We start from the raw sequence: 18,561 nt of genomic DNA on the forward strand, positions 1-18,561 counted from the left end.
TTTACGAGCTATTAAGTTTTTTTAGCGGGAAGGGACAGGGGATAAGTGCAGATGAAAGCCGGACTGCGAACGAAAAAGCCGCGCGAAGATGGCAGAAAAAGCGGATTTACTAATAAGTACGGCCCCCTGATTATCAGGGAGCCGCTGCGATTAACGCGTCAGATCATCAAAGAATTTCTTCACGCCATCGAAAAAGCTTTTAGAGCGCGGGCTGTTTTTCTCACCGGATGGACCGCCGAAGCTCTCCTCCAGTTCGCGTAACAGTGCTTTCTGCTTCTCACTCAGGCTGACCGGAGTTTCCACCACTACGCGGCACAGCAGGTCACCCTGCGCACCACCACGTACCGATTTCACCCCTTTGCCACGCATACGGAACAGCTTACCGGTTTGCGTTTCCGCAGGAACTTTCAGCTTCACGCGGCCATCCAGCGTAGGCACTTCGATTTCTCCACCCAGCGCTGCCAGCACAAAGTTGATTGGCACTTCGCAGTACAGATTGTTCTCTTCACGCTCAAAGATATGGTGCTTACGCACCTGAACCTGAACGTACAGGTCGCCTGATGGCGCACCCTGCTCACCTGCTTCCCCTTCGCCGGTCAGACGAATGCGGTCACCGGTATCCACGCCAGCCGGAATTTTCACCGACAGGGTTTTCGAACGCTCAACCCGGCCATGACCATGACAGGCATTGCACGGATCTTTAATCACTGAGCCGCGACCATGACAGGTCGGACACGCCTGCTGTACGGTGAAGAAGCCCTGGCGCATATGCACCTGGCCAGCACCGTGGCAGGTGCCACAGGTTTGCGGCTGAGTACCCGCCCTGGCACCGCTACCGTGGCAGACATCACACTCTTCCAGTGTAGGAATGCGGATCTCTTTGGTCACGCCGCGTACCGCTTCTTCCAGCGACAGCTCAATGTTGTAGCGTAAATCAGCGCCGCGTGCGGCACGCTGCTGACGGCGGCCTCCGCCGAAGATATCGCCGAATACGTCGCCAAAGATATCACTGAAGTCAGCACCGCCACCGCCGCCGAAGCCGCCGTGACCGCCTCCCATACCGCCCTGTTCAAAGGCTGCATGGCCATACTGATCGTAAGCCGCACGTTTCTGGGCATCGGTCAGTATTTCGTAGGCCTCTTTGACCTCTTTAAACTTCTCTTCGGCACCTTCCCCCTGATTGCGGTCTGGGTGGAACTTCATTGCCAGGCGTTTATAGGCCTTTTTGATTTCACGCTCATCCGCCGATTTGGGGACGCCTAAAACCTCGTAGTAGTCTCTCTTCGCCATTGTTATCGATCCTGCCCTTAACATGCATGCACGGGCGTAGGATTTCTCCGACGCCCGTGCTGGTAATCAATGGCGCATGACACGCCACCTTGCCCGCTCAAGGGCGATTATTTTTTGTTGTCTTTCACTTCTTCAAATTCAGCGTCGACAACATCATCATCTTTCTTCGCACCGTCAGTCGCATCTGCTGCGCCGCCAGCCGCCTGCTGCTGTTGAGCGAACTCCATCAGCTTGCCGGACACTTCCATCAGAGCCTGGATCTTGGCTTCGATTTCCGCTTTGTCTTCGCCTTTCAGCGCAGTGTTCAGATCGGTCAGAGCTGCTTCGATAGGCGCTTTGTCATCCGCTGGCAGTTTATCGCCCGCTTCATCCAGCTGCTTACGAGTGCTGTGTGACAGCTGGTCGCCCTGGTTACGAGTCTGAACCAGTTCTTCGAACTTACGGTCAGCTTCAGCGTTAGCTTCTGCATCACGCACCATTGCTGCGATCTCTTCTTCGTTCAGGCCAGAAGAAGCTTTGATGGTGATCTTCTGCTCTTTACCGCTGTTTTTGTCTTTAGCAGACACGTGCAGGATACCATCGGCATCGATGTCAAAGGTGACTTCGATCTGCGGCATACCGCGCGGTGCATTCTGGATACCGTCCAGGTTGAACTGACCCAGAGATTTGTTATCTGCGGCACGTTTACGCTCACCCTGTACAACATGGATGGTTACCGCAGACTGGTTGTCTTCCGCCGTAGAGAACACCTGGCTGTGCTTGGTCGGGATAGTGGTGTTCTTGCTGATCAGCGCAGTCATCACGCCGCCCATGGTTTCGATACCCAGAGACAGCGGGGTAACGTCCAGCAGCAGAACGTCTTTCACTTCACCAGCCAGCACACCACCCTGAACCGCTGCACCTACGGCAACAGCTTCATCCGGGTTCACGTCTTTACGTGGCTCTTTACCGAAGAACTCAGCCACTTTCGCCTGCACCATTGGCATACGAGTCTGACCACCAACCAGAATCACGTCGTTGATGTCAGAAACTGACAGACCGGCGTCCTGTAAAGCAACTTTCAGCGGCTCGATTGAACGGGCAACCAGGTCTTCTACCAGTGATTCCAGTTTTGCACGAGTCACTTTGATGTTCAGGTGTTTAGGACCTGTTGCATCAGCAGTGATGTACGGCAAGTTCACGTCGGTCTGCTGTGCAGAAGAGAGCTCGATTTTCGCTTTCTCTGCCGCTTCTTTCAGACGCTGCATCGCCAGTGGATCGTTGTGCAGATCGATGCCCTGATCTTTCTTAAACTCAGCCACCAGGTAGTTAATCATACGGCTGTCGAAGTCTTCACCACCCAGGTGGGTATCACCGTTGGTAGCCAGAACTTCAAAGGTTTTTTCGCCATCAACTTCATCGATTTCGATGATAGAGATATCGAAAGTACCACCACCCAGGTCATATACCGCGATGGTGCGGTTACCCTGACCTTTATCCAGACCGTAGGCCAGTGCCGCTGCGGTTGGTTCGTTGATGATACGTTTTACTTCCAGACCGGCGATACGACCTGCATCTTTGGTCGCCTGACGCTGTGCGTCGTTAAAGTAAGCCGGTACGGTGATAACCGCTTCAGTTACTGGTTCACCCAGATAATCTTCAGCCGTTTTCTTCATTTTTTTCAGCACTTCAGCTGAAATCTGTGGCGGAGCCATACGCTGGCCTTTCACGTCAAGCCATGCGTCACCGTTGTCAGCGCCAACGATTTTAAACGGCATGATTTTCAGGTCACGCTGTACTTCTTCGTCCTGGAAGCGACGGCCAATCAGGCGCTTAATCGCAAACAGAGTATTCTGTGGGTTGGTCACGGCCTGACGTTTAGCAGGCTGCCCTACCAGAATTTCACCATCCTGGGTGTAAGCAATGATGGAAGGCGTTGTACGATCGCCCTCTGCATTCTCCAGTACACGCGCTTTGCCGCCATCCATAATGGCCACACAAGAGTTAGTTGTACCCAGGTCAATACCAATAATCTTACCCATTTAGACATCTCCCACTTAAATTCAATTCAAATCAGCTTATGAACCATTAATGCGGGCGATTTTTCCAGTTTCAACTGTGCGCCCTACGCTTTTTTTCCAGGTCCGTAGCCTCGGATGCCAACTAAGATGGGGCCGGGCGACGCGGCATCAAGGGGCAGATAGAAAAAAATTTTCACTTTGCCTGAAAAAGACAACGGGCCAGCCTGAGCTGACCCGTTTATCCTTTTGTGCGGGGTTACTGTGCGCGAATCTGATTGATCAGCACCTGCTGCCCGGCTTCGCGCCGCAGCCAGCAGCCCACCAGCACCCCCATCGCTGCCAGCGCCAATACATAATACGCCGGTGCCATTGGCGACAGCTTCAGCATCAGAGTAAGAGCTATCGGCGTCAGTCCGCCAAAGATGGCGTAGGCGATATTATAAGAGAAGGAAATGCCGGTAAAACGCACCTCTGCCGGGAAGGCGCTCACCATCACGAATGGCACCACGCCTACAACGCCAACGCACAGCCCGGCAATCGCATAGGCGATAAACAGATATTCAGGCGCATGGGCTGCCACATTGAAAAACGCCCAGCTTGAGGCGGCCATTAACAAGCTTCCTGCAATAAGGGTGGTGGCAGCACCAATGCGATCCACCAGTGCCCCGGCGATAATACAGCCGAATATCAGCATCACCGTTGCCAGGCTATTGGCCTGAAGCGTCAGTGCCGCAGGCAGACCGTGTAGCTTTTGCAACAGTGCCGGAGCCATCAGTAATACCACTACAATACAGGCCGATAGCAGCCAGGTTAGCAGCATCGACACCACCACGCCGTGAGTATGGCGCACCACTACGGTTTTCAATGGCAGCTCGGCAGAAAGCGCCTTGCGCTGTTTCATCTGAAGAAACACTGGCGTTTCATGCAGCCAGCGGCGCAGATACATCGCCAGCAGGCCAAAACCACCGCCCAGCAGGAAAGGAATGCGCCAGCCGGTCTCAGCCACCGCTTGTGCACTCATGGTGGTGGTGATTAATGTTGCGACCAGCGATCCGAGCAGAATACCGAAGGTGAGTCCGGCGGTTAGCGTTCCGCAGGCGAAGCCGATACGTTTTTCCGGTACATGTTCCGCTACAAATACCCAGGCACCCGGTACTTCACCGCCAATCGCCGCCCCCTGCAAAATACGCAGCAACAGCAGCAACAGCGGCGCCGCAATACCAATAGAGGCATAGGTGGGCAGCAGGCCCATCGCCAGCGTGGGTAACGCCATCATCAGGATACTGAGGCTGAACATTTTCTTGCGCCCCTGGCTGTCGCCAAAGTGCGCCATAATCAGTCCTCCCAGCGGGCGGGCCAGATAACCCGCAGCAAAAATTCCGAACGTCTGCAACTGGCGCAGCCATTCGGGAATGTCAGACGGGAAAAATAGCTCGCCAATCACACTGGCGAAGAAAACAAAGATAATAAAGTCGTAGAACTCCAGCGCGCCACCCAGCGCAGCCAGAGTTAATGTCTTGTAGTCCTGACGGTTCAGGCGGCGCGTATGATCAAGGGACATAGTTTTTCACAATAATCCAGAGTCAGAAGTAAACAGTATAGTTAGCATGTGTAAAGCTGGAGTTACTATACCGTCAATTTTCTGCCACAGCAGCGCCGGGTGGATCTTATGCGTGAAAAGAGTAATTTTTAGCTGTTTGTTTCGCGCCGTGCGCTTTTAGGACGAAATGCTGCTACTACCTGCGGGTCTGTCTCGATATAAGGTCCGTCCAGCAGCTGGATACAATACGGTACGCTGGCGAAAATACCCTGAACCTTTGCCTTACCCTCTTCGTCTTTCAAACCTTCCAGCGTTTCTTTAATCGACTTCGGCTGCCCCGGCAGATTAATCACCAGCGACTGCTTGCGGATCACCGCGGTCTGGCGCGACAAAATGGCAGTGGGCACAAAGTTAAGGCTGATCTGTCGCATCTGCTCGCCAAAACCTGGCATTTCCCGGTCAGCAATTGCCAGCGTCGCATCCGGGGTGACATCGCGCCTGGCGGGTCCGGTTCCACCGGTGGTAAGTACCAGATGACAAAACATCTCATCAACCAGTTCACAGATCGTCTGCTCGATCATTGGCTGCTCATCGGGTACCAGCCGTTTTTCCACTTCAAAAGGAGTTGTCAGGGCTGCGGACAACCATGCCTCAAGGGCGGGTAATCCCTGATCCTGATAGATGCCGTTCGCAGCGCGATCGGAGACTGAGATCAATCCTATGCGTAGAGTATTCATTATGTTCTTGCCCTTGTTACCTGACCGGATGGTTACAAGCCGGGTTGGTGAGATTCTTAGCACAAATAATACACTGAAGTCCGGAACAGTGGCAAAGAGAGAGGAAGCATGCAATGAGAAAAAAATGCAAACATGACAAAATTAATTTTAATATTCAAAAAATAATTATTTAACATTATTAATAATGAATTAGAAAATAAAGAAACAAAATAAATAGCTTCCTCTGCGCATTTTTTGATAGCGCTAAACCATGAAAAAAAAGCCAAAATCGCCAAAAACAACATTGATAGATAAGGAAAGCACTGCGGAATAAACCAAAAGCATATCAACTTAATTTTATTCAACATTCAGTAACCAATCCATGATGCAGACATCAATGGATAGATTTATGCACGCTGTTTTTTCAACCCTTATAAAAGAGTGAGTAACATGAAGAATATTATCATCGCCAGTAGCATCATCCCTTTAGCACTCGTGAGTTCATTAAGCTATGCCGCAACAAGTGTTTCCGGGGGAACAATAAACTTTTCGGGTGCTGTGACTGATGCCACCTGTACAATTAACGGTAATAACTCCGCCAGTCTGTCCGTGGTACTGAATCCCATCACCACACAGCAGGCTGGAACGGCTGAGGGTATTATTGATGCAGGGAAAAAAGCGTTTTCTCTGGACTTCTCTAACTGCGCATCAGCTCAGGCAGCTACAGCAGCAGCCGGAGGAGGTGCGGCACCAGCATCAACGCTTAAAATGAGATTCTCATCGCCCAATACTATTTCCAATGATGGAAAATACCTGATCAACCAGGTAAATAACGCTCAGGGTAACCCGCTGAATGTAGGTATCGCTATTGTTCTGCAAAGTACGGAAACGCAGCCTATTTCCCTGCAAAAGGATCTGGATACTAAATTAGCTGGTAATAAGACTACGCCTGAGACGCTGAATTTCTATGCGAAATACTACAAGGTAGGTACTGCGGCAGCTGAAGCCGGTACGGTTCGTACCATGGTGACATATAGCATTTCTTATCTCTAATTGTTAATAGCGCACCACGTTGAGAGATGGTTCCATGAGAAAGTATTTACTATTACTTTTGTTACTCCCTGGCTTGTGTTCCGCCAATGTTATTATCAGCGCAACCCGCGCTATTTATCTTTCTGACAAGAAAGAGATCGCGGTTCAATTGCTCAACGATGGTGCCGACCCTTCGCTGGTACAGGCATGGATTGATAATGGCAACCCTGATTCAACCCCTGAAACGGCAAAAGTACCTTTTTTGCTGATGCCGCCGGTGGTAAAAGTTCCCGCGCATGGCGGGCAACAGTTAAGAGTAAAATATCTCGGCAACATACCGATTCAGGATCGTGAGTCGGTATATTATCTTAACGTACTGGATATTCCGCCTGTACCTGAAAACTTGCAGGGGAAAAACGTTATGCAGTTAGCAATTCGTTCGCGTATAAAACTTTTCTTCCGTCCTGCCGGATTGAAAATAACACTGAACGATATGATCAGCCATTTAACACTAACAGCGATGAATAAGAGCATTCTTATCCATAACGCAAGCCCCTATTATCTGACACTGTCAGCCTTACGAGCGGGGAAAGAAAATCTTCTTAGCGAAGGTTTAATGGTGGCTCCATTTTCACAAACAACACTCGCTGTAAAAGGCTCGGTGACGCGCGGAATGCCCCTGTCTGTTGTTTATCTTAATGATTATGGCGCAAGTATAGAATCTAAGAAAAATGCACAGTAACTATGACTCACTTTATAAAAAACCGAGTAACACGTCGGTTTATGCTGGCGTGCTCCCTTTTACTCGAACATCATGTTGTTTATGCATTATCATTTAACACAGACTTTCTTGCCGGTGGTTCCGATCATTCTGATTTAACGCGATTTTATCAAAATAGCGATCTGCCTGAAGGCAATTACTCCGTCGACATTTACGTAAATAATGACTGGAAAGGAAATTATAATGTAAAGCTGGTAACCACTAATGATGATATTCGCCTTGATCCTGACGACTTCAATCGGCTGGGAATAAAATCCCACTTTGATAAAGATGAATTGAAAGGTAATAATTATATTAACCTCTTTAAACTTCCCGGTGGAGTAAAAAGCAGTTTTGATGCCGGACTAATGAAGGTTAATATCAGTGTGCCGCAGCAGGAACTGAATACTAAATGGCAGGGTTATGTTGATCCTAAATTTTGGGATGAAGGTATACCTGGCCTGACACTCTCCTATCAGGCTAACTATTACCATTCAACCACTCATCATCAACCTGATGAGGATACCGCTTATGTCTCCTTAAACAGCGGGCTTAATCTGCTTAACTGGCAATTCCGTGACAACAGTGCATATAACTATTCGCATCGGGGAAAATCAAGCTGGGTGAATAATACGCGCTATCTGCAACGGAATTTCAGCGGTATCAACTCTCAGCTGCGTATTGGTGACAGCTACACCACCTCCGATTTATTTGACTCATACCGCTTTCGTGGAGTCACCATCGGAACCGATATTCGAATGTTTCCTGACTCGATGCAGGGCTTTGCGCCAATCGTACACGGCGTAGCTCAGACCAACGCACTGGTTAAAATTATCCAGAATGGCGTCACCATCTATCAGCAAAATGTCTCGCCAGGGCCGTTCGCCATCAATGATATTTTGCCAACGGGATCAGGGGGCGATCTGCATGTGGAAGTCGATGAAGCAGATGGACGTATTCAGCGCTTTATCGTGCCGTACTCATCGGTTCCCGGCATGTTGAAGGAGGGTGTCAATGTCTACAACATCGCCATAGGTGAAGTGCGTATTCCGGATACCAGCGCACATCCGAACTTCGTTCAGGGGACATGGCGCCGGGGGATGTCTAATCTGTTTACCGTCTATGGCGGAGCTATCTGGAGCAGCCACTACGGCTCAGTGCTCGCAGGCACCGGCCTGAACCTGCCTTTCGGTGCCCTCTCTTTTGATATCACTGAGGCGCGACAGTCATCATTCCACCATCTGCATAGCAGCAGCGGACAGAGTTACCGGCTGGCCTACAGCAAATTTTTCTCTGATACCGGTACTAACCTGGCGCTGGCGGCCTGGCGCTATTCAACCAGCGGCTTTCTTACCCTGGAAGATTCGGTACAGATACAAAGTAGCGGTGGAGAACAAGTATATAACTCCACGATTAACCAAAAAAATAGTTTCAACGTCAATATCAATCAAAACCTGGGCGGTTCCGCCGGCTCTTTTTTTCTTTCCGGCACGGTCAGGGATTACTGGAACGGTCAGCGGAAAAGCAGAGAGTACCAGGTTGGCTATTCAAATACGCTTTACAACATTACCTATAACCTTTCTGCCAGCCGCACGCGCAACAATGATAATCATGAAGAGATGCGTTATTACCTGGGTCTATCCATACCGTTTACGATGTTTGATTCCCCCATGTATCTCTCTGCCAATTCAGCTTTTAGAGGCGCTCACTACACCAACAGCGACCTTGGTTTAAGCGGCAGCGCGGGCCAGGCGAACCAGTGGAACTACAATGTGAATCTGACCAATAATCAGGGTGGAAAAACCACAGCCAACACCAACGCCAGTTATCGTGGGTCTGCCAGCACGGTCAGTGCCTCATGGAGTCAGTCTTCTGATTTCAGCCAAACAGGCCTGGGGATGACAGGAAGCGTGGTCGCATACCAGGGCGGTGTCTTGTTTGCCAATCAGGTCGGGAATACGTTTGCCATTGTTGATGCCCCCGGCCTGGCGAATGCGCGGGTCAACAGCGACGGCACCATCCTGACAAATAGTAAAGGCCGGGCGCTGGTGCCTTATATGTCACCTTACCGTAAGAATGCCCTGACTATTGATACTACCGGTGCTGAAGGTGATGCTCAGTTGCTCAGTAACCGTAAAGATGTGGTTCCTTATTCAGGTTCTATTTCCTGGGTGAAATTCGACACTGACCAGAGAAAGAGCTTTATTTTTTATGCTCTCGACAATCATAACGGCCCCCTGCCTTTTGGTACGCTGGTTACCGATAGTCAAAGTAACCAAATCGGCTATGTCGGTCAGGGCAGCGTTATATTCCTGCAAAGTGAAAAATTACCTGACACCGTTGTCGTTCATTTCTCCGGCAACACTAATCATATCTGTACGATTAACAACCCGAAAACCAATCTGTCCAGTGATGTCAATCATTGCCAGTAATCAGAGAAAGAGATGAAGACGATACGTATTTTAACGGGCAGTATTATCACGTTTACCTTGCTGATGCTGCTACCATTACAGTGCCGGGCAGGTTGCACTCAGCCCTCCCCCACTGATGCCGTGCCACTCTATTACGATGCGACCAGTGCTCTTAACTCGGCAGGTAGCGCTTCTGTAACGCAGAGAACCAATTACCCCGGTAGCTTCAAATGCAACGCCCCCCCATGGGGTATTTTGGGTGGTAAAAACACTGTTGCAAATTTATCACCCTATACCTCTAATACCATCTATTTAAAGTTTCCAGGAGATGCTTACGTCAGCGTATCTGTTACCGGCCTCACACCACAGCAGGTAAATCCCAGCGTAGGCAGTAACAGTGCATCATCAATTAATGCGAGTTTCACAATCAATCTTAAACTGATGAATACGGTGCCGACGAAAAATGTCATGACTGTTAATGGCGACCTGGCGACAATTAAACCGATTGTCCTTGCACAGGACAATACCGGCCTGACACTCCTGCAATCCATTAGCCGACTTATCACTGATTTCACCTACTTTATATTCCACTGGAGCTGGCCACAGCACGATTACGATATTTATTATCAGTCGATACAAATACGCTTTGTTAAATCGGTTACCACCTGCCAATTTGATGATGCAAATAAAACAGTGGTGCTGAATAATATCGACAGATCTTCATTACTTTCAGGAAGTTCAAATGGGAAAAAAGACTTTACGCTCAACTTCACCTGCGCCCTGTTTCAAAACAAGATCGCCACCCGTAGTGTGCAGGCCTTTCTGAGCAGTCGCTACCTGCTGGCATCAGATAATACTACGCTGATCTCTTCGGCCCCTGACGCGGCAGGCGGCGTCGGGATTCGCCTCGCCAAAGCGAGTGATAATATTCCGTTGAAGATGAGCTCGTCATCCAGCGCGCAAGGAAACGCCACCGCACTGTTTTCCTACTCAGCTTACCAGGTTATGCCGCCGGTATTCTCAATACCAATGAGTGCGTGGTATTACGTTTATAACAAAGCTGCGCTCTCTGGTGGTCCGGTCAGGACAACAGCGGTGCTGAATTTTGTTTACGACTAAGAGTGGGGATCAAGAACGGTAGCCCGGGCGGACTACCGCATATGGACAATTACAGCAGATCGGCAATCATCTTATCGAGTTTGCCCTGGTCGATGGCAAAGTTGCGGATGCCTTCAGCCAGTTTCTGTACTGCCATTGGATCCTGGTTGTGCTGCCACAGGAACTCAGACTCGGTCATTTTGGCCGGGCGCGCTTTTACTTCGCCGCTGTAAGCCAGCTTACGCTCAACGGTACCTTCCGTCTCAGCCAGCTCTTTCAGCAGACCTGGGGAGATGGTCAGACGGTCACAGCCAGCCAGTTCAATGATTTCACCGACATTACGGAAGCTGGCGCCCATCACCACGGTCTCGTAGCCGTGCTGTTTGTAGTATTCGTAGATTTCAGTGACCGACACCACGCCTGGATCTTCATGTGGCGCGTACTCTTTTTTGTCGGTGTTTGCCTTGTACCAGTCGAGGATACGGCCAACAAACGGTGAAATCAGGAACACACCCGCTTCAGCACACGCGCGCGCCTGTGCGAAGGAGAACAGCAGCGTCAGGTTACAGTTGATGCCTTCTTTTTCCAGCTGTTCAGCGGCGCGGATACCCTGCCAGGTTGAAGCCAGTTTGATCAGGATGCGGTCATTGCTGATGCCAGCATCGTTATACAGTTTGATCAGACTACGGGCTTTGGCGATGCTGCCTTCGGTGTCGTAAGAGAGACGGGCATCAACTTCGGTAGAGATACGGCCAGGAACCAGTTTCAGAATTTCCAGACCAATGTTCACAGCCAGTTTATCGGCAGCGTAGCCCACCTGCTCTTCTTTGTTGCTGCTCTGCTCACGCGCCCACGCCACAGCTTCGTCGATCAGCTTGCGGTATTCAGGGATTTGAGCGGCACTTAGAATCAGAGAAGGGTTGGTGGTTGCATCTTGAGGTTTGTAGAGTTTCATCGCTGCGATGTCGCCGGTATCAGCAACAACTGTAGTGACTTGACGCAGGGAAGATAGTTTGTCCGTCATAGTTGTCATTCTCATCAAAGTTGATTTGTCAGGGTGTTGAAAATGTCTGCCCCGGATGATAGCACGCGCACTCCTCCATGCAAGGGGCGTAAATCATCAAGCCACAACAGGATAAATTCATCACAGCAAAGGCCTTTTTCTCTTATGGATTATATGGTCATCAACTGCCACCAATGACAGCGATTAGTCACCCGCCCTCGCTTTTTTGCTAAAGTAGGCGCTGATAATGTTTCCGAACAATAAACAAAAGGACGCCTGCATGTTACTGGTCATTTCCCCGGCTAAGACGCTGGACTTTGAAAGCCCGCTGGCGACTCAACGCTATACCCAGCCTGCGCTGCTGGAAGAGTCGCAAAAGCTGATCGCCGTGGCGCGTAAGCTCTCTCCGGCGGAGATTGGCTCACTGATGCATATCAGCGATAAGCTGGCTGAGTTGAACGCTCAACGGTTTAACGACTGGCAGCCAGATTTCACGCCGGATAACGCCCGTCAGGCAATCCTCGCCTTTAAAGGTGACGTCTATACCGGATTGCAGGCTGAAACCTTTAACGAGAAAGAGTTCGAGTTTGCCCAGCAGCATCTGCGTATGCTGTCCGGCCTGTATGGCCTGCTGCGCCCGCTGGATTTGATGCAGGCTTACCGCCTTGAGATGGGGATTAAGCTGGCCAACCCGGCCGGTAAAGACCTCTACAGTTTCTGGGGCGATAAGCTGACCCATGCGCTGAATGACGCGCTGGCGGCGCAGGGAGATGCGGTGCTGATTAACCTCGCCTCCGATGAGTATTTTAAAGCGGTGAAGCCTAAGCTGCTGCAAGGCGACATCATCAAGCCGGTGTTCCTTGATGAGAAGAACGGTAAATTCAAGGTGATCAGCTTCTACGCCAAGAAGGCCCGTGGCCTGATGAGCCGTTTTATTATTGAAAATCAGCTCACCAAACCTGAGCAGTTAAAGCAGTTCGATGTGGATGGTTACTTTTTTGATGCGGAATCAAGCGCAGGCAACGAGCTGGTATTTAAACGTCACGAGTAAAGATCAGAGATGTGTGCCCAAGGGCGAGGCAGGCCTCGCCCCTACGCTAACAGTGGCCACGTGATATTTTCCCGCAGGAGTCAGGCCAGCGAATTATCCCGCAGGGCGAGGCAGGCCTCGCCCCTACGCTAACAGTGGCGCGTGATATTTTCCCGCAGGGGTCAGGTCAGCGAATTATCCCGCAGGGCGAGGCATGCCTCGCCCCTACGTTAACAGTGGCCACGTGATATTTTCCCGCAGGAGCCTGGTCAGCGAATTATCCCGCAGGGCGAGGCAGGCCTCGCCCCTACGTTAACAGTGGCGCGTGATATTTTCCCGCAGGAGTCAGGTCAGCGAATTATCCCGCAGGGCGAGGCATGCCTCGCCCCTACGCTAACAGTGGCCACGTGATATTTTCCCGCAGAGGTCAGGTCAGCGAATTATCCCGCAGGGCGAGGCAGGCCTCGCCCCTACGCTAACAGTGGCGCGTGATATTTTTCCGCAGGAGTCAGGCCAGCGAATTATCCCGCAGGGCGAGGCAGGCCTCGCCCCTACGTTAACAGTGGCGCGTGATATTTTCCCGCAGGAGCCTGGTCAGCGAATTATCCCGCAGGGCGAGGCAGGCCTCGCCCCTACGCTAACAGTGGCGCGTGATATTTTCCCGCAGGAGTCAGGTCAGCGAATTATCCTGTAGGGGTCAGGCACGCCTGACCCAATACCAAACAGCGGCATTATTTCTTCAGCAGGAACTCACGCAGCTCGGCAAACTCACCTTTCATGCTGTGCGACAGCAGCGGCAGATCGGCGCGTTCGGCCAGAGCTTCCGGTAATGGCAGCTTCTGATCGAGGATAGCTTCCACGCTCTCTTTAAATTTCGCCGGATGCGCGGTGCCCAGGAACAGACCATACTCCCCATCTTGCAGCTGATCGCGCAGCAGACGGTAGGCGATCGCCGCGTGAGGCTCAGACAGGTAACCCAGACCGGCCAGCTCGCGCATGGCCGCTTTGGTAGTTTCGTCATCGACAGCACCGTAGCCCAGATCCTGCAGGCGCCAGATTTTGCGGCGGAAGATCTCTTCCACGCGCGGCCAGTTATTTGGCTGGCTAACATCCATCGCATTCGACAGCGTAGCAACGGTAGCGTTAGGTGCCCACTCGCCGTTCACCAGGAAGCGTGGCACGGTGTCGTTAGCGTTAGTGGCGGCAATAAAGCGTTTTACCGGCAGGCCAAGGCATTTCGCCAGCAGGCCAGCGGTCAGATCGCCGAAGTTGCCGCTCGGCACAGAGATAACCAGCTGATTACGTTTTTCCTGCGGCAGCTGCGCCACGGCTTCAAAGTAGTAGCAGATCTGCGCCAGCAGACGGCTGATATTGATGGAGTTGGCAGAGTTCAGGCCGATAGCCTTCTTCAGCTCTTCATCGTCAAACGCCTGTTTCACCAGCGACTGGCAGGCATCAAAATCACCGTCGACCGCAATAGTCTCGATGTTTCCACCCAGCGTACAGAACAGCTTCTCCTGCAACGGACTGATTTTGCCCTGTGGATAGAGGATCACCACGCGCACGTTTTCCATGCCATAGAAGGCATGAGCAACCGCGGCCCCGGTATCGCCGGAGGTTGCGGTCAGGATGGTGATTTTCTCATCCGCACCGCTGACATAAGAGAGCATCTGCGCCATAAAACGGCCGCCGAAATCTTTAAATGCCAGCGTCGGGCCGTGGAACAACTCCAGCGCGGCGATATCGTCAGTGACTTTCACTACCGGTGCGGGGAAGGTAAACGCCGTTTTCAGACGCTCATTCAGCTGATGCGCGTCAATCTCATCACCAATAAAGGCCGACAGGATCTTGCTGCTGCGGGTCACAAAATCCATTTCCAGCATCGCGTCGATGTCGGTCAGTTCAAACTCAGGCAGTTCCAGCGGAAAGAACAGGCCCTGCTGTTTGCCCAGGCCCTGCTTCACCGCCTGGGCGAAGCTCACCTGCTCGTTGTGATCCTTAAGATTATACAGTTTCATGCGTTATCCCAGTTTGCGTGCGCCTGCCGTGTCTAAACGGCAAATATGGACGAAGCCTTCATCATTTTGCAGATAGTGCTGGCGGAGCCAGTCTGCCATACGTTGTGCGGTATCTGGCTGATTGCACACGGCAAACAGCGTTGGGCCGGAGCCAGAAATACCGCAGGCCAGCGCACCAATATCGGCAGCGGCCTGACGGGCTTCACTGAAGCCCGGTAACAATTTGGTGCGATACGGTTCCGCAATCACATCCTGCATCAGCTTTGCCGCCAGTAACGGCTGCTGGGTATGGCAGGCGTGAATAAAGCCGCCGAGATAGCGACCATGCCGGATAATATCCTCTTTACGATACTGCGCAGGCAGGATCGCACGAGCTTCGGCGGTCGACACTTTAATACCCGGGTACGCCATTACCCACAGCCAGTCATTAAAGCCTGGCACTTCCTGGCTGATAATGCCGTTCTCTTCCAGCATCAACTGCATGCCACCAAGGAAGCAAGGGGCCACATTGTCATAGTGCACGCTGCCGGAGATGCGCCCTTCCAGCTCGCCCATCAGCGCCAGCAGTTCGGTGTCATTCAGCGGCTTACCGCAAAACTCGTTCATCGCCATCAGGCCGGCAACAACCGAGCAGGCGCTGGAGCCGAGGCCGGAACCGATCGGCATATTTTTTTCCAGCGTCATCTTTACCGGTACGCGCTTGCCAATCGCTTCACAGAAACGATCCCAGCACTGATACACGATATTTTCCTGCGGATTGGTCGGCAGTTTGCTGACGAAACTGCCTTCGTTATGCAGACTGAACTCGTCCGCCGCTTCCACGGTAACGCAGTCGCCAAGCAGGGTGCCATCAACCGGCGACACCGCAGCCCCAAGAACGTCAAAGCCAACGCTGACGTTGCCAATTGAGGCAGGGGCATGAATTCTAACCATGATTAAACTCCCAACTTCCACGACAGAGTACGTAACAGATCGGCGAACACGCCCGCTGCGGTCACATCATTACCGGCACCGTAACCGCGCAGCACCAGCGGGATCGGCTGATAATAGCGGCTGTAGAAAGCCAGCGCATTCTCACCATTTTTCACTTTATACAGCGGATCGTTACCGTCAACGGCATCGATTTTCACTTTACACGCCCCACCCTCTTCGATGGCGCCAACGAAACGTAATACTTTACCTTCCTCACGGGCGCTGGCAACTCTTGCGGCAAAACTGTCATCCAGTTCCGGCAGGCGCGCCATAAAGGTTTCCACATCAGCAATAGCCGTCAGCTCTGGCGGTAATACCGCTTCGATTTCGATATCACTCAGCTCCAGCTGATAGCCCGCTTCACGGGCCAGGATCAGCAGCTTACGAGCCACATCCAGCCCGGAGAGATCTTCCCGCGGATCCGGCTCGGTAAAGCCCATCTCACGCGCCATATTAGTGGCCTGTGATAGTGATACGCCCTCGTCCAGCTTGCCGAAAATAAACGACAGTGAGCCGGAAAGAATACCAGAGAAGCTAATCAGCTCATCGCCAGCGTTCAGCAGGTTTTGCAGGTTTTCAATGACCGGCAGACCAGCACCAACGTTGGTGTCGTAGAGGAACTTACGGCGCGATTTTGCCGCTGCCGCACGCATCTGCTGATAGTAATTATAAGACGAGGTGTTAGCCTTTTTATTCGGCGTCACCACGTGGAAACCGTCAGTGAGGAAGTCGGCATACTGGTCGGCTACCTGCTGGCTGGAAGTACAGTCAACGATTACCGGGTTCAGCAAATGATACTCTTTCACCAGGCGATTCAGACGACCAAGGTCAAACGGCTCTTTTGCAGCTTTGAGCTGATCCTGCCAGTTATCCAGCGGGATACCGTGGACGTTGGTCAGCAATGCACTTGAGTTGGCAATACCGCAAACACGCAGGTCGATATGCTTGTTTTTCAGCCAGGTCTGCTGGCGATGCAGCTGCTCAATCAGCGCCGCACCCACGCCGCCCACGCCGATAACAAACACTTCAATTACCTGATCGGTAGCAAACAGCATCTGATGCACTACACGTACGCCGGTAGTAGCTTCGTCATTATTTACCACCACGGAGATTGAACGCTCAGACGAGCCCTGCGCAATAGCAACAATATTGATATTGGCACGAGCGAGAGCAGAGAAGAACTTCGCCGAGATACCGCGCAGGGTGCGCATCCCGTCACCGACCACCGAGATCACCGCCAGATTTTCCATCACGTCCAGAGGTTCCAGCAGGCCATCTTTCAGCTCCAGCAGGAACTCATCTTCCAGCACGCGGCGCGCACGCGCCAGATCGCTCTGTGATACACAAAAGCTGATGCTGTATTCCGACGAAGACTGGGTGATCAGCACGACAGAGATGCCGCTACGCGACATCGCAGCAAATACACGCGCCGCCATGCCGACCATGCCTTTCATCCCCGGACCGGAGACGTTGAACATCGCCATATTGTTCAGGTTGGTGATGCCTTTCACCGGATTATCATCGTCGCTGCCATCGCCACCGATAAGGGTGCCGGGAGCTTGCGGGTTGGCGGTGTTTTTAATCAGGCAGGGAATTTGGAACTGGGCAATCGGGGAAATGGTGCGGGGGTGAAGGACTTTTGCGCCAAAATAGGAGAGCTCCATCGCCTCCTGATAGGACATCGACTTCAGCAGTCGCGCGTCCGGCACCTGGCGCGGGTCACAGGTATAAACCCCGTCGACGTCAGTCCAGATTTCGCAACAGTCGGCGCGCAGACAGGCTGCCAGCACCGCTGCTGAATAGTCAGAACCGTTACGCCCCAGCACCACCAGTTCGCCACGCTCATTACCGGCGGTGAAGCCTGCCATCAGCACCATGTTGTCCGCCGGGATCTGACTGGCGGCAATGCGTCGAGTGGACTCGGCGATATCTACGGTAGACTCAAGATAGTGCCCCACCGCCAGCAGCTGCTCTACCGGATTAATGACGCTGACGCCATAGCCACGCGCCTGTAACAGTGCTTCCATAATGGCGATTGAAAGTTTTTCACCCCGGCAAATAATCGCAGCATTGACGCTATCCGGGCACTGGCCAAGCATCGCAATACCTTGCAGAACCTGCTTAAGCTGAACAAACTCCTGATCAACCAGCGCTTTCAGCTTGTCATAAGCAAAGCCGGGCTGCGCGTCGGCGAGACCCTGTAACAGCTCGGCGAAAATACGCTCGGCATCGCTGATATTAGGTAATGCATCCTGACCGCTGATGGTTTTCTCAATCATTGCCACCAGGTGATTGGTAATCTTCGCTGGCGCGGACAATACGGTAGCAACCTGTCCCTGCTTTGCATTACTTTCCAGAATGTCAGCCACACGCAGAAAACGTTCTGCATTGGCTACCGAGGTTCCACCGAATTTCAGCACACGCATGTTCAAGCTCTCCTGAATTTTTGCCGAAAAAAAAGCCCGCACTGGTTAGGTGCGGGCTTTTTCTTTATTTTTCCTGTATGCGTCAGCCCGCACCGTTACCTGTAGTAATGGTGGTGGTAATAATGATTGTGGTAATCAGGCTGTGTTTACGCATTGAGATTTATCTTTTTGTCTGTCTGTTAAATCTGTCGGCTTTCAGAAGTAAAGCAAACTGCCGGCTAAGTCAATTTTTTTATCAAAACACCGGTTTTTGCCAACCATGCCG

At 51.8% G+C, this 18,561-nt stretch carries 15 protein-coding genes and 1 other annotated feature; of the genes, 6 read left to right on the top strand and 9 right to left on the bottom strand.

What is annotated here, in order from left to right; all coding sequences use genetic code 11:
* Positions 1-150: 150 nt before the first annotated feature.
* From dnaJ to mog, 4 genes are all read right to left on the bottom strand, one after another.
* The gene (gene dnaJ, locus GN242_RS17865; protein ID WP_154752717.1) at positions 151-1,290 is read right to left on the bottom strand and encodes a molecular chaperone DnaJ; all 1,140 of its coding nucleotides are present in this window, start codon (positions 1,288-1,290) and stop codon (positions 151-153) included.
* Positions 1,291-1,397: 107 nt separating this feature from the next.
* Positions 1,398-3,311: a molecular chaperone DnaK gene (dnaK, locus tag GN242_RS17870; protein WP_154752718.1), complete on the bottom strand. Its 1,914-nt coding sequence runs from the start codon at positions 3,309-3,311 to the stop codon at positions 1,398-1,400.
* 235 nt (positions 3,312-3,546) lie between these two features.
* On the bottom strand, positions 3,547-4,851 hold the full coding sequence (locus GN242_RS17875) for an MFS transporter (protein ID WP_156287939.1): 1,305 nt from the start codon (positions 4,849-4,851) through the stop codon (positions 3,547-3,549).
* Positions 4,852-4,979: 128 nt separating this feature from the next.
* Positions 4,980-5,567: a molybdopterin adenylyltransferase gene (gene mog, locus GN242_RS17880; protein ID WP_154752720.1), complete on the bottom strand. Its 588-nt coding sequence runs from the start codon at positions 5,565-5,567 to the stop codon at positions 4,980-4,982.
* Between the two features lie 429 nt (positions 5,568-5,996).
* Between mog and GN242_RS17885 the strand changes: the two genes are divergently transcribed.
* The 4 genes from GN242_RS17885 to GN242_RS17900 are packed head-to-tail and all read left to right on the top strand — an operon-like array spanning position 5,997 to position 10,868.
* Entirely contained in the window at positions 5,997-6,599 is a 603-nt protein-coding gene (locus tag GN242_RS17885; protein ID WP_156287940.1) for a fimbrial protein, read from the top strand.
* Between the two features lie 34 nt (positions 6,600-6,633).
* Entirely contained in the window at positions 6,634-7,320 is a 687-nt protein-coding gene (locus tag GN242_RS17890; protein WP_156287941.1) for a fimbrial biogenesis chaperone, read from the top strand.
* Between the two features lie 41 nt (positions 7,321-7,361).
* Complete coding sequence (locus tag GN242_RS17895) at positions 7,362-9,770, top strand: fimbria/pilus outer membrane usher protein (RefSeq protein ID WP_231617109.1); 2,409 nt, start codon at positions 7,362-7,364, stop codon at positions 9,768-9,770.
* Positions 9,771-9,782: 12 nt separating this feature from the next.
* The gene (locus GN242_RS17900) at positions 9,783-10,868 is read left to right on the top strand and encodes a fimbrial protein (protein ID WP_156287943.1); all 1,086 of its coding nucleotides are present in this window, start codon (positions 9,783-9,785) and stop codon (positions 10,866-10,868) included.
* 49 nt (positions 10,869-10,917) lie between these two features.
* Here GN242_RS17900 and tal read toward each other — a convergent pair whose 3' ends face one another.
* On the bottom strand, positions 10,918-11,871 hold the full coding sequence (gene tal / locus GN242_RS17905; RefSeq protein ID WP_154752725.1) for a transaldolase: 954 nt from the start codon (positions 11,869-11,871) through the stop codon (positions 10,918-10,920).
* A gap of 259 nt (positions 11,872-12,130) precedes the next feature.
* On the opposite strand from tal, the gene yaaA reads away from it, so the two are divergent.
* Positions 12,131-12,901 (top strand): peroxide stress protein YaaA, encoded by a 771-nt coding sequence (yaaA, locus tag GN242_RS17910; RefSeq protein ID WP_154752726.1) that lies wholly within the window; start codon positions 12,131-12,133, stop codon positions 12,899-12,901.
* Positions 12,902-13,361: 460 nt separating this feature from the next.
* Entirely contained in the window at positions 13,362-13,574 is a 213-nt protein-coding gene (locus tag GN242_RS17915; protein WP_156287944.1) for a hypothetical protein, read from the top strand.
* Positions 13,575-13,611: 37 nt separating this feature from the next.
* Here the strand turns inward: GN242_RS17915 and thrC are convergent, their stop codons facing one another.
* The 4 genes from thrC to thrL form a co-directional block, all read right to left on the bottom strand.
* Entirely contained in the window at positions 13,612-14,898 is a 1,287-nt protein-coding gene (gene thrC, locus GN242_RS17920) for a threonine synthase (RefSeq protein WP_156287945.1), read from the bottom strand.
* A gap of 3 nt (positions 14,899-14,901) precedes the next feature.
* A complete protein-coding gene (gene thrB, locus GN242_RS17925; protein ID WP_156287946.1) occupies positions 14,902-15,831 on the bottom strand; it encodes a homoserine kinase in 930 nt (309 codons plus the stop codon).
* A gap of 2 nt (positions 15,832-15,833) precedes the next feature.
* On the bottom strand, positions 15,834-18,296 hold the full coding sequence (thrA, locus tag GN242_RS17930; RefSeq protein WP_154752729.1) for a bifunctional aspartate kinase/homoserine dehydrogenase I: 2,463 nt from the start codon (positions 18,294-18,296) through the stop codon (positions 15,834-15,836).
* A 25-nt stretch (positions 18,297-18,321) separates the two neighbouring features.
* Positions 18,322-18,443 (bottom strand) — a sequence feature (Thr leader region).
* Positions 18,379-18,450, bottom strand: a complete 72-nt coding sequence (gene thrL / locus GN242_RS21950; protein ID WP_099753906.1) for a thr operon leader peptide — start codon at positions 18,448-18,450, stop codon at positions 18,379-18,381. (Overlaps the previous feature by 65 nt.)
* Positions 18,451-18,561 lie beyond the last annotated feature (111 nt).

The sequence above is a fragment of the Erwinia sorbitola genome (assembly GCF_009738185.1).
GTDB lineage: Bacteria > Pseudomonadota > Gammaproteobacteria > Enterobacterales > Enterobacteriaceae > Erwinia > Erwinia sorbitola.